The sequence below is a fragment of the Pseudenhygromyxa sp. WMMC2535 genome (genome assembly GCF_011083025.2).
This window is the reverse complement of record NZ_JABJWV010000001.1, coordinates 3503745-3518628: the sequence shown is the minus strand read 5'-3', so window position 1 is coordinate 3518628 and position 14884 is coordinate 3503745. Positions and strand designations below refer to the sequence as shown.

Annotated in this window: 12 protein-coding genes; 8 read left to right on the top strand and 4 right to left on the bottom strand. The window is 70.2% G+C overall.

All coding sequences use genetic code 11. The features are described 5' to 3' along the window. The first annotated feature begins 20 nt into the window (after positions 1 to 20). From G6O69_RS13720 to G6O69_RS13700, 5 genes are all read left to right on the top strand, one after another. Positions 21 to 1778, top strand: coding sequence for a protein kinase (locus tag G6O69_RS13720; RefSeq protein WP_172303952.1), 1758 nt, complete (start codon positions 21 to 23; stop codon positions 1776 to 1778). Between the two features lie 92 nt (positions 1779 to 1870). Next, positions 1871 to 2884: a DUF2169 domain-containing protein gene (locus G6O69_RS13715; protein ID WP_172303951.1), complete on the top strand. Its 1014-nt coding sequence runs from the start codon at positions 1871 to 1873 to the stop codon at positions 2882 to 2884. Between the two features lie 123 nt (positions 2885 to 3007). Further along, a complete protein-coding gene (locus G6O69_RS13710; protein WP_172303950.1) occupies positions 3008 to 3937 on the top strand; it encodes a hypothetical protein in 930 nt (309 codons plus the stop codon). Then, on the top strand, positions 3934 to 4518 hold the full coding sequence (locus G6O69_RS42105) for a PAAR-like domain-containing protein (RefSeq protein WP_172303949.1): 585 nt from the start codon (positions 3934 to 3936) through the stop codon (positions 4516 to 4518). The genes G6O69_RS13710 and G6O69_RS42105 overlap by 4 nt, the downstream gene beginning before the upstream one ends. 451 nt (positions 4519 to 4969) lie before the next feature. Next, positions 4970 to 5740, top strand: coding sequence for an SMI1/KNR4 family protein (locus tag G6O69_RS13700; protein WP_172303948.1), 771 nt, complete (start codon positions 4970 to 4972; stop codon positions 5738 to 5740). A 7-nt stretch (positions 5741 to 5747) separates the two neighbouring features. Here G6O69_RS13700 and G6O69_RS13695 read toward each other — a convergent pair whose 3' ends face one another. Together G6O69_RS13695 and G6O69_RS13690 are read right to left on the bottom strand one after the other, a co-directional pair. Then, on the bottom strand, positions 5748 to 8549 hold the full coding sequence (locus G6O69_RS13695) for a serine/threonine-protein kinase (protein ID WP_172303947.1): 2802 nt from the start codon (positions 8547 to 8549) through the stop codon (positions 5748 to 5750). Between the two features lie 158 nt (positions 8550 to 8707). After that, the gene (locus tag G6O69_RS13690) at positions 8708 to 9841 is read right to left on the bottom strand and encodes a UDP-N-acetylglucosamine pyrophosphorylase (protein ID WP_172303946.1); all 1134 of its coding nucleotides are present in this window, start codon (positions 9839 to 9841) and stop codon (positions 8708 to 8710) included. Positions 9842 to 9880: 39 nt separating this feature from the next. Here G6O69_RS13690 and G6O69_RS13685 point away from each other — a divergent pair, with 39 nt between their 5' ends. From G6O69_RS13685 to G6O69_RS13675, 3 genes are all read left to right on the top strand, one after another. Continuing rightward, the gene (locus G6O69_RS13685) at positions 9881 to 10531 is read left to right on the top strand and encodes a hypothetical protein (RefSeq protein ID WP_172303945.1); all 651 of its coding nucleotides are present in this window, start codon (positions 9881 to 9883) and stop codon (positions 10529 to 10531) included. Between the two features lie 160 nt (positions 10532 to 10691). Beyond that, a complete protein-coding gene (locus G6O69_RS13680; RefSeq protein WP_172303944.1) occupies positions 10692 to 11267 on the top strand; it encodes a hypothetical protein in 576 nt (191 codons plus the stop codon). Positions 11268 to 11311: 44 nt separating this feature from the next. Beyond that, complete coding sequence (locus G6O69_RS13675; RefSeq protein ID WP_172303943.1) at positions 11312 to 12505, top strand: aminotransferase class V-fold PLP-dependent enzyme; 1194 nt, start codon at positions 11312 to 11314, stop codon at positions 12503 to 12505. Here G6O69_RS13675 and G6O69_RS13670 read toward each other — a convergent pair. Then, positions 12457 to 14058: a hypothetical protein gene (locus tag G6O69_RS13670; protein ID WP_172303942.1), complete on the bottom strand. Its 1602-nt coding sequence runs from the start codon at positions 14056 to 14058 to the stop codon at positions 12457 to 12459. The genes G6O69_RS13675 and G6O69_RS13670 overlap by 49 nt on opposite strands. A 96-nt stretch (positions 14059 to 14154) precedes the next feature. Continuing rightward, positions 14155 to 14610 (bottom strand): hypothetical protein, encoded by a 456-nt coding sequence (locus tag G6O69_RS13665; RefSeq protein WP_172303941.1) that lies wholly within the window; start codon positions 14608 to 14610, stop codon positions 14155 to 14157. Positions 14611 to 14884 lie beyond the last annotated feature (274 nt).

Here is a 14884-nt window from a genome sequence, read left to right as displayed (position 1 = left end):
GGTAGCCTCTGACCAGCCCCTTGGACCGCCGACCGACTCACTCCGACGTCGATGAGCCCGAGGACCCCGACGATCCCCTGATCGGCGAGGTCCTCGCCGATCGTTACGAGATCGTCGAGCGGGTCGGCGAGGGCGGCATGGGCACGGTCTACCTCGGCCGGCACGTGACGCTGGGCAAGCCCGTGGCCCTCAAGGTCCTGCGCTCGGACTTCCTCGATCGCCGCGACCTCGCCGAGCGCTTCTTGCGTGAGGCCCAGGCCGCGTCGCGCATCGGCCACGAGAACATCGTCGACATCATGGACTTCGGGCAGACGCCCGAGGGCGCGCCCTACTTCGTGATGGAGCACCTCGACGGCCTCGAGCTCGACGAGCTGCTCGACCGCGAGGGTCGCCTGCCCTGGCCGCGAGCGCGGGGCATCGTCTTGCAGATCGCCCGGGCGCTGAGCGCCGCGCACCGCTGCGGCGTGATCCACCGCGACCTCAAGCCCGGCAACGTGCTGCTGGTCAACCGCGACGCCAACCCCGACTACGTCAAGTTGCTCGACTTCGGCATCGCCAAGCTCGAGGACGAGGCCGCGCTCACCCACGACGGCTGCGTGTTCGGGACCGTGGCCTACATGGCGCCGGAGCAGGCCCTGGGCACCACCGTGGACGCCCGCGCCGACATCTACGCCCTCGGCTGCGTGGCCTTCGAGCTGCTCACGGGTCAGCTGCCCTTCGAGGCCCGCAACCCGCAGGCGATGCTCGACATGCACATCGAGGATCCCCCGCCCAAGCCGCGCGAGCTCGCCCCCTACGCCGACATCCCCGAGGCCGTCGAGGACGCGATCCTCCGCGCCCTGGCCAAGGACCCCGACGAGCGCTTCGAGGACATGGCCGACTTCGTCCGCGCCCTCGCGGCGGTCCCCGCCGAGACCACGGGCATGGGCGTGCTCGGCGAGGAGATCGGCCTGCGCGAGCGCGTCGAGCCGCGCCGCGCCGCCTCGGCCATCCACAAGCGCACCCCGAGCTCGCCCATGCCCGTGGCCGGCCTGCGCGTGCCCGTGCCCGTGGAGCTCCCGCTGCTCACGGTCCTCTACCTCGTGCTCGTCGACCTCGCCGAGGGCGCGGTGATCGGCGACGAGGCCGAGCTCCTGGTCGCGCGCCTGCACGAGTGGGGCCCCGAGATCCCCCGGCGCGAGATCGTCCGCCTGCTCCGCCACGCCCTCGCGGACCTCCAGAACCTGCCCAGCATCACCGCCCGCGTCGCCCGGGCGCGGACCAGCGCCCAGCAGCTGCAGGCGCTCTTGCCCCGCACCCAGCTCGCCTCGATCCTCGCCGACCTCTACGAGCTCGCGGGCACCGGCGGCGAGGTCGTCGAGCCCGCGCTGCGCTTTTTGGTCAACGTCACCGACTGGCTCGACCTGACCCCGGATCCACGCCTGCTGGCCACCGCCTACCTCTACCTGACCTTGGGCTACGCCGACGGCGTCCTCGACCTCGACGAGCAGCGCGTGCTCGCCGAGCAGCTCCAGGCCTGGGCCCCCGACTCCGCCGGCGCCGAGGTCCAGACCGTGCTGCGCTGGGCGAGCGCCGAATTCGAGCGCCGCAAGACCCGAGAAGAGCAGCTGGCCTGCGCCTTCGATGCGGCGGATCAGCTGCGCCTGAGCGCGGACGAGGACGCGCTGCGGCGGATCCTCGCGGATCTGTGGCGGATCGCGGGGGCGGACGGGCACATCGCCGAGGAAGAACAGCGATTCATCATGGATATGGTCGAGCGCTTCGGCACGGCTCGCTGAGCGCCCCCTGACTCGGGCGTCGACGCGCCAGCGCCACGCAAACGACTCGCGCCCGCGAGCGACTGAGATCTCGGACCAAGGTCTCGGCCGCGATGTGGGCGATTCGAAACAAGACAGCGCACGCGACAGACCGGACGTGGATCCGTGATCCGGACGGCCTGCACCACTGGATCGTTGCCATCAAAGCAACCTTCGACCTCGACGCCGACGGTGCTCTGACTCCCGCCGAAGACCAGCTCCCTCCCTTGCTCGAGCCCGAGTACCTCGGAGAGCCCGGGCGCTCGAGCCTGCGCTACGAGGTCGACCTGTGCGCGAGCAAGCCCGGCGTCGACCTGATCGTCAACGCCACTGCCCACGCCCCTGGCGGCCACCCGACCCCCGAGGTCCGGGTGGGGCTGCGCGCCGGCCCGATCGACAAGCAGCTACTCGTTCGCGGGCCAGCGCGCTACACCTTCGGTCCCACCGGGCTGCGCGTGACCAGGCCCGAGCCCTTCGTCACCCAGGCGATCGTCTACGAGCACGCCTGGGGAGGCAGCGACGAGCTCGCCGCGGATCCACGCCTCCACGGCTGTGACCTGCGAAACCCGATCGGCTGCGGCTTCGCCATGGATCAGGCTCACCTTCATCAGCGCGAGGCGCCGCGCGTCTACTACCCGAGCGGCGCCCCCGAGCGGGCCGGCCCCGCCGGATTTGGTGCGCTCCCCAGCCACTGGTCGCCGCGCCTCGAGCTCGCGGGGACCTACGACGAGCGCTGGGCGGCGACCAAGCGTCCGCTGCTTCCCGATGACTGGAACCCAGCCTGCCTGCACTACGCCCCCTTTGATCAGCGCCTCCCGACACCGTTGCGCTCCGGCGAAGTGATCGAGCTGACCAACCTCAGCGCCCGAGGCTCGTTGCGCTTCGAGCTCCCCGAGCTGGCCTTCATGGTCCGAACCCGCTTTGGCCGCCGAGAAGAGCGCCAACTCGCCCGCGCCAGCGCCGTGATCATCGAGCCGCAGCACGAGCCCGATCGACACAGGCTGATCCTCGTATGGCAAGCCACGCGCTTCGTCCCCGCACCCGAGGCCGACTACCTCGACGAGTCCATCGTGGAGGCCGTGCGTTGAGTGTCTCCCTCGAGGTCGTGGCGACAGGCGCCTGGACCCCCGTGGGTCTGATGGCCAGGACCGCCGCGGCTGCCGTGCGGGCGGGGATCAACCGCGCGCGTACGCAGGCCTTCGTCGGAGCCGGTGATCGCCTCGTCCGACGCCAGGCTGAGCGTCGATCTTCGCGCGCCCGCACGCATCGAGGCCATGGCTCGAAACACGCTCGCCGAGGTGCTGCACGCCCTGCGTGGTCGAGAGCGCCTCTTCGCTACTACCAGAGTCCTGCTCGCTCCCCCCGAGACCCGACCCGGCTTTGGAGAAGAGCATGTCTCGGCCATCGCCCAGCGCCTCTGCACCTGCTTGCACGCAACTGGCCTCCCCGCCTCCGTGGACCTCGCCGGCCGCGGCCACGCCGGCGTCGCACAGGCCCTGGCATGGATTCAGGCCGAGGCCTCACACGACGACTCGACGCTCTTCTTGGTCGTGGGCGCCGACAGCTACATCGATCCCCACACCTTCATGTGGCTCGAGCGCGAGCGCCTGCTCGCCTGCCTCCCCAGCGTCCGCAGCGGCTTTGTCCCCGGTGAGGCCGCCGCCTGCCTGGCGCTGACCACCACCGCGACGCGTCGACGGCTCGGCCTGCCCAGCTTGGCCGCGCTGCTCGGCGTGGGGGTGGCGAAAGAGACGCTGCTGCGCGACAGCCAGACCGGCTCCTTTGGCGCCGGCATGAGTGCCGCGCTCCACCAGGCCCTGGGCACCCTCGCGCTCCCCGAGTGCGCGCCCGATGTCGTGTACACGGACATCAACGGAGAGCGCTACCGCAGCGAGGAGCTCGGCTTCGTGGCCCTGCGCATGCCAGAGGCCTTCCCGAATCTCGACTACGAGGCGCCCGCCAGCTGCCTCGGAGACATCGGCGCCGCGAGCGGGGCCTTCGCTGCGATCATGGCGACCCACGCCTGGGCGCGCGGCTACGCCCCAGGACCGAGGGCGATGGTCATGACCGGCTCCGCCAGCGGCCTGCGCGGCGTCTTCATCCTGCAGAGGACTTCCACCCGAGGAGAGCAACGACGATGAGCGTGAGCGTGAATCCACCCAAGACCCCCGTGACCAAGGGCAGCAAGGGGGTCGCCGCCGCGACGACGCCCAACGTCTGCAAGATGCCCGGACCCCCGGCGCCCTTCGTGCCCACGCCCTTGCCGAACATCGGCAAGAGCGGGGACTCGCCGAAGAAGTATTCGAAGTCGGTGTTCGTCGAGGGCGAGGCGGTCGCTATCAAGGGCGCGAGCTTCGGCTCGACAGGGGACATCGCAAGCAAGGGGACCGGGGGCGGGATCGTGTCGGCGAATACGCACGGGCGCACGACCTTCGTCGGGCCGGGGTCCATGGACGTGAAGATCGAGGGGAAGAACGTTCAACTGTTGGGGGATCCGATGTTGAACAACTGCGGGGGGAGCGGGAGCCCGGCGAATTCGGCGACATTGATGGGGGTAGTGCAGAACACCGGGGGCGTGGTCACGGTGACCGCGGTCCCCGGGAATCGGCCATGCCCACTTTGTCAGAAAAAACATGATGCTCTTCAAGAGAGCCCCGAAACAAAAAAATCTGCGGGTTCAATCTCCAGCAAGAGAGTAAAAAATCCACTCGCAGTCGAATGATTGGAGTCGTCCACTGCCGCTGTGGGAGAGAGTACTCGAGCGTATCGGGCGGATCCCCCGAGCGCATGCGCGAGCAACTCGATGACCTCATCAATGATAGCCAAACGCTGAAGGACGGATGGCGAGCCGCAAAGCTGGCACATTCCGCCTACAGAACATCGAGGCACAAAAGAGGCCGCTCGAGGGCTCCAGTTGCCTATCCACCTGGCGTATGTGCAGCGCAGAGGGCTCTGCTCGAGTGCCGGCGAGACGGAGGGCTCCCCGCTGCGATGACCGAAGACTGGTGCTCCCCAAAGGGTCTCCCCACCGCCGAAGCAATCGTTTTCATCGATGTGAGCGACTCCAAGAGAACGAGGACGAAGCGACAGTTCAAACATGGGGAGAGCGTCCCCCCATGCAAGTCTTGTGAGATATTATTGCCCTTGCTACTGTGCGCCGAGAAGGATGACGCATGCAGCCACTGAACCGAGGCCTCGAGACACTGCTGTGTAGCCTCGTCTCCGGGGCAGACCAGAGCTGGCAAGGCGCTAGCCCCGAAGACCTCGCGCAGCTCGAGCAAGTCTCGGGCGCCAAGCTCCCCGCGGCGTACCGGGCGTTTTTGGCCCGAATGGGGCGCGACCTTGGGACATCGAGGTTCTCGAGTCTCGATTTTTCGATCGCAAAGATCATCAGCTGCTATGAGCAGGGAGTCGTCCAGCCCGACGAGCGTTTTTTGCTGATAGGCTGGGAAGAAGACGACGAAATGATGCCACATGTCTTCTACGATCTCTCCCGCCCCATTCGTCAGGATGCCCTCGTCATCAACCGTGACCTCGACGGTTCCTCGAATTCTCCAGAATTCGAGACCTTTCGAGAATTCGTGGCCTGGTCAGCAATTTACACGCTCGGAATACTGGAGCAGCCATGCCACTGCATGGGCTCACTCACCAATGAAAAAGACGTACGAGAGCACCTAGACCCCGCCATGGCCGCGATGGGCTTCAACTCCCCCATTGAGACCGGACCCTACTGCGGACTCTATCGAGAGCAACGAGCCTGGCTGACGACGCTCGCGCCCATCGAGATCGGGCCAACCCATCACGGCTTCATGCTCGGCGGCCCGAGCGAAGCCGAGCTGCGTGCAATTCTCGGCCGGATCGCAACCTCGACCCCCCTCGAGCTCGAGATCGAAACCTGGAGTAGGGACGAAGACGAAGACGAAGACGAGAGCGAGGACGACTGACCCCGTCTCACTCCCCCAGCCTCAAGACCTCGTCCACCACCAGCACCAGCTGCGGCTCGGCCAGCACATCGAGCGCCCCCCGAGCCTCGCGCAGCCGCGCGAGGCTCTCCTCCTCCGACGCCTCGGCCTCCGCCACCGCGATCACCCCGCCCCCGCGCAGCGCCAACAGCTCGCCCAACACCTGCGCCTGCAGGACCGCCCGCCAGCCAAAGCCCTCGGCCTCGAGCCCGCCGATGCGCGCGCGCTCGAGGTCCGCGGCCGCCAGCGCCGGCTGGCCCGCGCGCAGGCGCAGCGTCGCACGGGCGAGCAGAACCTGGGCCTGCGCGGCGTTGCTCGGCGCCAGCTCGTCGAGGCCAAGCTGCGCGACCCCTTCGTCCGCGCGCGCGAGGGCTGCGTCCGCCTCGCCGATGCAGCCGCGCAGCTTCGCCGCCACCGCCATGGCCAGGCGCTCGCTGCCCACGCTCTTTGCGTGCTCGAAGGCCCAGGCCACGGCCGCGTCGTAGCCCGCCTGCGCCTCGTCGCAGCGCCCGAGCAGCTCCAAGCTGCGCGCGCGCTGGAGCTGCGCCCGCAGGTGGATGTGGTGCGCGGCCGGGTAGAGCCGCGCCAGCCGAGGCGCGGTCGCGTCGAGCTCCGCCAGGGCCGCCTCGACCTCGCCCGCGCGCGTCAGCGCGTCGACATAATGCAGCTCGATGGCGACGGTCGTCGGGTGCTCTTCGCTCGAGTTGAGCGCCATCAGCCGCAGCGACTCGCGCAGCAGGGCCACCGCCTCCTCGCTGCGCGCCGGGGCCAGGACAGACAGATCTTCGGTCACGTCGCCGAGGTTGGCGAGCTCCGTGGCGGTGAAGAAGGCGTCGGGGCCGTAGGCCTCACGAGAGATCGCCAGCGCCGACTCGAAGGCCGCGCGCGCCGTCTCGAAGTCGTGGCGCACCCTGGCCAAGAAGCCGCGCGCCTTGAAGATCTCGAGGCGGCTCCAGATGTCCACGCTGTCCTCGGACAGCACCTCGGCGACGACCAGCCAGCGCTCGCTCTCCTCGACCCGCCCGCTGCGCAAGCTCGCCCGCGCGAGATAGAGCGCGGCCTGGGCGGTGTCGATGTCGACCTTTCCGCGCAGCGCAGCCGCGAAGAATTCGGCCGCCGTGCTCATCGCCTCTTCGTAGCGGCCGAGGCCGATCAACGCGATCGTCCGGCTGCTCCAGTACGCGCTGCGCAGCGCGTGCAGCTCGAGCCCATCGAGCTGAGGCTCGAGCGCTTCGAGCTCGGCGAGCGCCTCCACATAGCGGCCGGCGGAGACCAGCTGCTGACCGTGGGAGATCTGCTCGCGCAGCTTCGACGCCTTCGCGGCGAGCTCGGGGTCCTTGGGCAGGGCGTTGGCGAGCAGCTTGCGCGAGTCTTCGCAATACTCGACCTGGCCCAGGGCCGACCCCGTGACCAAGCTGACCTCGATCTGATGCGGATTGGCGCCCTGCTCGAGCAGCTCGAGGAAGGCGTCGAATTCGTCCAGCTGGCTGTCGAGGCAGCGCTCGCGGGACGCGATCAACAGCGCCGACGCGCCGATCACCTCGCCGCTGCGTAGCGCACAGCTGCGCCGCGCCGCGGCCCGCCAGCGCTCGGCCCAGGCGTCGAGGTGATCGTCGACGCGCTCGGCTCCCCGCTGCGCCCAGTTCAGCCCCGTGTCCATGAAGGCCGCCTCGATGGTCTGGGCGCGCTGCTCGTTCCAGACCTGATCCATGCGCCCTTCGGCCTCACACAGCGCCGCCGCGCCGTCCTCCTCTCGCGGTGTGCCAAAGAGCGGACCCGCGAGCAGGCCCAGGCCGAGGCTGAGCACCGAGGCCGCGAGGATCGCCAGGCGCAGGCGCCTGGACTTGGCGACCGGGACCTCGAGGGCCGCGAGCAAGCTCGTCATGTCCGGCCAGCGCGCGTCGGGGTCGCGCTCGAGCCCGCGCTCGAGCGCTCGGATCACGCGATCCGGGACCTCGCTGCGCGGGAAGTCGCGGCGCTTGCCCCCGGTGACCGACTCCATCAGCTCGAGCTGGCGTACGCCGGGGAAGGGGCGCTCGCCGGCGAGGGCCTCCCACAGCGCCACGCAGAAGCTGAATTGATCGCTGCGCGCGTCGAGGGCCGCGCCCTCGAATTGCTCGGGCGACATATAGGCCGGCGTACCCACGAGCGCGCCCGTGACCGTGAGCGAGTCGAGCGTCCCGGACTCGAGGTCGACGATCCGCGGCCCGCTGTGCTCGACCTCCTCTTCGCGCTCGTCGCTGTCGCGGGCGAGGCCAAAGTCGAGCACGCGGATCCGTCCGTCGGTCCCGACCATGACGTTGTCGGGCTTGAAGTCGCGGTGGATCAGCCCGGCCTCGTGGGCGGCCGCGAGCCCGCGACCGGCGGCCATGAAGTGGGCGAGGACCTGATCCTGGGGCCGCTCGCCCGCCCCCAACCACGCGCGCAGGGACTGGCCCTCGACGAACTGCATGGCCACGAACACCCGGCCGTCGACGACCCCGACGTCGTGGACGGTGACGACGTTGGGGTGGACGAGGCGCGCGAGGGCCTGAGCCTCGCGCAGCAGCCGGGCGTGGGCGGTGGACGGCTCGCGCCCGCGCCGGGGGTGGATGATCTTCAGGGCGAGCTTGCGATCCAGCTGGGGATCCCAGGCCGAGTAGACGACCCCCATCCCTCCCTGACCGAGCTGCTCGAGCACGACGTAGCGCCCGAGCTTGTTGCCCGCGCTCGGACCGCCCAGCTCGGACACCTCGGCGCTCTGGGCCAAGGTGTCTTCGATGTCGAGTTCGCTGTCCTCTCGGGTCTGCACGCGCTGTCTCGAACTCGAATGGACGAATCGATGCTCTGACGAGCGGGAGAACCCCGCTGGCCAAAAGAGTATCGCAACGAGCTTTGGCCGGGATACGGATAAGACGCCCCACCCCGCGGCTGTCGCCGAGGCTCCCCCACGACAGCCCAGCCCCGCGCTCAGGCAGCGCCAGCGAGCTGCGCCGAGGCGACCTCGACCACCACGTCGACGACCCTCGTCAGCCAGGCTCGCCCAGCCTCGACCTCGGCCGCGTCGAGGCCCTGAACCCACTCGAGGTGGGCGCGCGCGTCGGGGGCCAGCGCCCAGGGACAGGGCGCGAGGGCGTCGGCGGGCAGCTCGAAGCTCGGCGTCTGCGCCCCACGCTCCTCGCAGAAGCGGGCCAGCTGCTTGCGGCGCTCGGCGATCGCCCCGTCGAAGAGCGCCAGCGCGGCCGCGATCACCGGGCGCAGCTCGAGGTCGTCGGCGGGCAGGCGGGCGAGGCGAACCTGGCGATACCACTCGCGCAGGGCGATCAGCTGGGCCACGTAGCGGATGTTCTTGGTCGCCCGCGGCTGCAGGCGATCGCGGGCGCCCGGGCGGATCCGCCGTGACACCGCCCGCGGCGCGCTCAAGCTCAAGGTCTGGGCCTCGACGTCGGCGCGCAGCACCTGCCCAGCGCCTGCGATCGCGCCGTAGCCGACCTCGCAGGGGCCGACCATGCCCCCGAGGCCGCCGAGGAAGATCCGCGGCTCACGAAGAAAGACCCCCGCGACCACGTCTCCGACCAGCGAGGGCGTGGCCTTGTCCCCGCGCGCGCCCCAGGGCGTGAAATTGAAGTGGATGTAGCCCGAGCCGACCTCGGAGTGATCGCTGCGCGAGCTCCCCCCGGCCATCAGGCAGTCGCAAAAATTGATCAGGCTGCCGAGGGTGACGAAGGCGAGCAAGATGGTCTGCTTGAGGCCGACCGCGTGGGCCGTGCTCGCCTGCTCCTCGAGCAAGGTCCCCGCGCGCACGTGGGCGTTGGCGCCGAGCTTGGCCGCGGGCAGCAGCACCGCCCCCGAGACGAAGCCGCTGGCGATCTCGGCGCCCGCGGCGAGGGCCGCGTCGACCACGGTCGCCGGGCCCTCGCTGCCGATCTGGGCCCCCGCGCCCACGAAGGTCTGCGCGCCGCACAGCCGCGTCCCCGGGTGGAGCACCGCCCCGGGCCGGACGCGCTCGAGCGCGACCTCGGGCCCGATATAGGTCTGTCGGGGATCGATGATCTCCACGCCGGCATCGGCGAGGGTTGCCAGGCGCGCGTCGAGGCTGAGCACGTCGCCGCTATAGCACGGGCGTGTTACCTTGCGGCCGCGATGAGCCAACTCTCGAATCGCGAGATCGAAGAGGCCGCCCGAGAGGCCGGAATTTCACCGGCGGAGCTGCGCAGCGCGCTCGCGGAGCAAGCAGCCGGCGGCGGCGCGCTCGTCCCCCAAGCCGAGCGGGGCCTGGTCCCGCCCTCGCCCCGCGGCCGCTCCGACGTCCACAGCGAGAGCGCGCTGCCCTTCCCCCCCGAGCAGGCCGTGCGCAGCGTCAAGCATCAGCTCGAGCGCCAGCTCGGGGCCAAGGGCCACATGCAAGGCGGCAACGAGGCCGACATCTACGACGAATCCAACGGGCTGATCTACCGGATCCAGAGCCAGGGCGACGGCGGCGGCGGAGCCCTGGTCCGCGTCGACGTCGACGCCACCCCCATGCGCGGACGCAGGACGCTGGCGAGCATGGGCCTGGGCGCGACCATCGGGCTGTTTGCGATCGCCGGGCTGATCATCCCCGGGTGGATCGGCTGGGCGCTGATCGCCGGCGCCGTCGCCCTGGGTCTGCTCGGGAGCACGAGCCTGTTCGCCACGCGCTCGCGGGCGCTCGCGAACGCCAGGGCCTACGCCGCCCAGGCGCTGATCGAGGCCGAGCACGCCGCGCCCATCGGCGGCGCCCTCCCGGCCGCCGAGGCAGACCGCGACGCATGAGCCGAGCGGCGATTCGACCGGGGATTTGGCCCGCAGACACGGGTGTATCCCCAGGCGGGTGATCCGATCACCCCCGGCGTGTGCGTGGGCTTCGCTTGCGTCGCCGCGGCTGGGGGTCCAAATTCATCGCATGTCCTCGCCTTGGCGATCGCTCCCGCGTGTGGCCACGCTCTGCGTCAGCGCGGCCCTGCTCGTCGCCTGTGACCCCTCGCGCGCGCTCTATGGCGGGAGCGGCAACGACGGCAAGGACAGCGGGGGCACCAACCCCAACCCCGACGCCTACTTCACCCTCGGCCAGGGCGAGATCGGCTGGAACGAGATCGAGGAGGGCGAGTCCCTCGAGATGGTCCTCGGCGGCCAGGGCCTGCTGATGTTCCCCATGCCCATGCGCGCGGGCGGCTTCACCTTGCCCGACGACCCCAAGGACTACACCGACCCCGACATCCCGATCCTCGACATGTACGTCGACATCGAGGGCTTCAACATCGGCTTCGGCGGGCACTTCTCGCGCATCGCCAACTACCCGATCATCTTCGACATCCTCGACGACGGGACCTACGAGTTCGTCTATGTCACGATCTTCGTGCCCGACGAGCTCACCAACCCCTGCGACATCGACGAGCTCCCCGGCTTCATCCACGCCGAGCTCGAGACCGCCGACGGCGACCTGCTGACCTTCGAGCGCGACGTGGAGATCGAGGTCCCGGACTACCTCGGCACCGGCTGCACCCCCTGAGCGCCGGGCTTTGGGCCGCGCCCGCCCGGGTCTATGCTCGGCGCGTGGCGACCCCGGACCTGCGCGCGCACTGGACCCTCGATCCCGAGGTCCGCTTCCTCAACCACGGCTCCTTTGGCGCGTGCCCGCGGGCGGTCCTCGACCACCAGCAGGCCTGGCGCGATCGCATGGAGCGCGAGCCCGTGGCCTTCTTGGCCCGGGCGCTCTACGCCGAGCTCGACGCGGCCCGCGACGCGCTCGCGCGCTTTTTGGGCTGCGCGGGCGCGGGCCTGGCCTTCGTGACCAACGCGACCACCGGGGTCAACGCGGTCCTGCGCTCGCTGAAGCTCGACCCCGGCGACGAGCTCGTGATCACCAACCACGGCTACAACGCCTGCAACAACGCGGTCCGCTTCGTCTGCGAGCGCAGCGGGGCGGTCGTCCGCGAGGCCCGGATCCCCTTCCCGATCCACTCGCCGGATCAGGCGGTCGCGGCCATCGAGGCCGTGCTCGGCCCGCGCACCAAGCTGGCGGTGATCGACCACATCACCAGCCCCACCGGCCTGGTGCTGCCGATCCCCGCGATCGCCGAGGCCCTGGCCGCGCGCGGCGTCGACCTGCTCGTCGACGGCGCCCACGCCCCGGGCCAGCTCGACTTGGACCTCGACGCCCTCGGGGTCGCCTACTACACGGGCAACTGCCACAAGTGGCTGTGCACGCCCAAGGGCGCCGCGTTCTTATATGTCCGCGAGGATCGCCGCGCGCAGGTCCGCCCGCTGACGATCAGCCACGGCGCCAACATGGCCCGGCCCGGGCACACGCGCCTGCAAGACGAGTTCGACTGGCCGGGGACCCACGACCCGAGCGCGTGGCTGAGCGTGCCCTTCGCCATCGACTACCTCGCGACCCTCGTGCCCGGCGGCTGGCCGGAGCTCCGCGCCCACAACCGCGGCCTCGCCCTGGCCGCCCGCGACCGGCTGTGCGCCACTTTGGGCGTGGCGCCCCCGGCCCCCGACGAGATGATCGCCAACCTGGCCGCGCTCCCCCTGCCGCCCGCGACCGCCGGCGAGCCAGCCTCTGCCTTTGCGCCGGATCCCTTGCAGCTGCGCCTGTTCGAGGTCCACCGCATCGAGGTCCCGATCGTCAGCTGGCCGCGGCCGCCGGCTCGACTGCTGCGGATCTCCGCCCAGCTCTACAACGATCTCGCGGACTACGAGGCGCTGATCTCTGCCCTGGGCCGCGAGGGCGCCTTGGCCTGAGCCCACCACCACCAGCCCAGCGCCAAGCCTGCGGTCAGGCCCAGGCCGCAGTTGGCGAGCATCAGCCACCACAGCCCGTCGGCCTCGCTCATGCTCGCCAGCCGCCACGACCCGAAGATCAGCGCGTCGAATTGCCCGAGCGCGCGCGCCCCCGCGAGGTCGCCGTCGAGCAGCCTGGCGAGGGCCGGACGCTGGAGCCGCCAGTACTGTATCGGCGGCGCGGCCCACCAGCGCCAGTCCGCGATCTCCCAGTAGCGCTCCCGCCCCCAGGCGTGGTTGATGTTCCACATGACCTGGAAGATCGAGTGCAGCGCCAGCCAGGCCTGGAGCAGCGCGCTACCAACCAAAAAGAGCCCGACCCCCATGCGCCGGCCCAGGCTCCAGCTCGACCAGCGCGCGAGCAGCTCGGCCAGCGGCACCATCAAAAAGGGCACGATCGGGACCAGGTAGCGCGGGCCCACGCCCCAGCCGCCGTGCCAGTCGCTGCGGCAGGCCACGAAGAGCCAGCGGCTCACGGCCAGGGCGAGCACCAGGTAGGCCGTGTTCGGGTCGCGGCGACGCAGCGCGCCCCAGCCGACCAGCGCCAGGCATAGCGGCGGCGAATAGAGCAGCACGCTTCGCCCCGGGGCGACCAGCATCGTCAATGCGCCCTCGAATGGCCACACCCAGCGGCCATAGTCATCGTAGCGCCCGCTCTCCAGGGGGTCGCCAAAGCGCCACCACTGCGAGAGCCCGAGCGCGGCGAGGCCGAGGGCGCCGATCCCCAGAGCGATCAGCCACGTCCGGCGCTCGCGGCCTGCGAGTAGGTCCCGCCAGCTCGGCGCCAGGGCGTAGCCCAGCAGGCAAGGCAGCGCGATCAGGTTGAGCAGGTGGACGTGGACCGAGGCGCCGGCGAGCGCGGCCGCGATCCACAGGTGTCGCGCCTGCGCGCGCGCGCGATGCCAGCGGCTGATCTCCAAAGCCGCGCCGAGCAGCACGATCACGCTCAGCGGCTCGCTGAGGAAGGTCCCGGCGTAGACCCAGGCGGTCGTGCCCAGGGCGTAGATCAGCGCGCAGGCCATCGATACCCGCGGCCCGTGGCCGAGCTCGCGCAGCCACAGCCCGAGCAGCAGCGCGCCCAGGGCCGTCAGCAGGCAATTGCTCGAGCTGACCACCATGCGCAGCCAGTCGGCTTCGGGTCCGCGCGGGTGAAAGACGAAGAGATCCGAGCGCACGGCCCGGGTCCACAATGGAGGGATCGCTGGCGCGCTGCGCTTGGCCAGGACGTAGGCAGGGATCGCTACCAGCGAGAGCCCCTGGCCAAAGATCCCATAGCGCTGGCCGCCGCGACCCTCGGCCCAGCCAAAGCTGCCCGTTGGACGATCCGGCCGCTCCCCGGTGCGATTGGCGATCGGCTCGACCGCCAGGTCCCCGCGCTCGACCAGGCTCTGCGTGGTCCGAAAGACGATCTCGTCGTCGGGGTAGGTGATCCGCCCCGGGGCCGTGCACATGAACAGCGACGAGCAGAGCACGACCAGGGCCAGCCACGGCCACAGCTGCGCACCACCCTTCATCGCGCTCACCTCAGGTCAACCAACGCCATCGGACGCGGGCCAGGGGCTCCGCGTCCGATGAAGAGTCGAGGCAATGGAGTGGCTCGCCGCGCAGGCTCAGCCGCTGGTGCCGCCGCTGTCGCCGCTGTCGCTGGTGCAGCTGGCAGCGTCGAAGGTGCAGGTGACGGGGTCACAGGCCAGCGTGCCGCCGGAGTAGCCCAGGTCGGCGCAGGTGTAGCCGTTGAGGTTGCCGCCGTCGCACTGCTCGGTGCCGGTGATCGAGCCGTCGCCGCAGACCGTCTCGCCCGAGTCGCTCTCGCTCTCGGTGGTGGTGTCCGTGGACTCGGTGGTGTCCGTGGACTCGGTGGTGTCCGTGGACTCGGTCGACTCGCCGACGTCTTCCTCGCCCGTCTCGGTGCCGCCCGTCTCGTTCATCATGTCGGGCACGCTGCCGTCAGCCTCATCGGCGCTGGTGCCCTGAGTCTGGAAGGCGTTGGGCTCTTCGGGGTCGTCGCCGCAACCGGCGGCGAGGACCAAGACGGGGGTGATCAAAGCGATAGCAAGCCTGCGCATCACGGGCGAACCATCGCCCTTGTCAGGGTTTGCGTCAAGGAAAAAGCTAGGAGCCCGTGGTGGAACCCAGCGCGGCTCCTCGCGCTGGGATTTTCGTCGAGGGCGCGAAGCCAAAACGCCGCTGTACCGGGCGTACTGCCAGTTTTGGCGACAAAGCCCTCGGCGAAAATCCCAAGCGAGGTGTCGTGTTGGGTTTCACCACGGGCTCCTAGCCTACGCGGCGATCGCTCTGGGTCAGAATCGATGTTTGGCCAATCGGCTTCGACGCTGCATT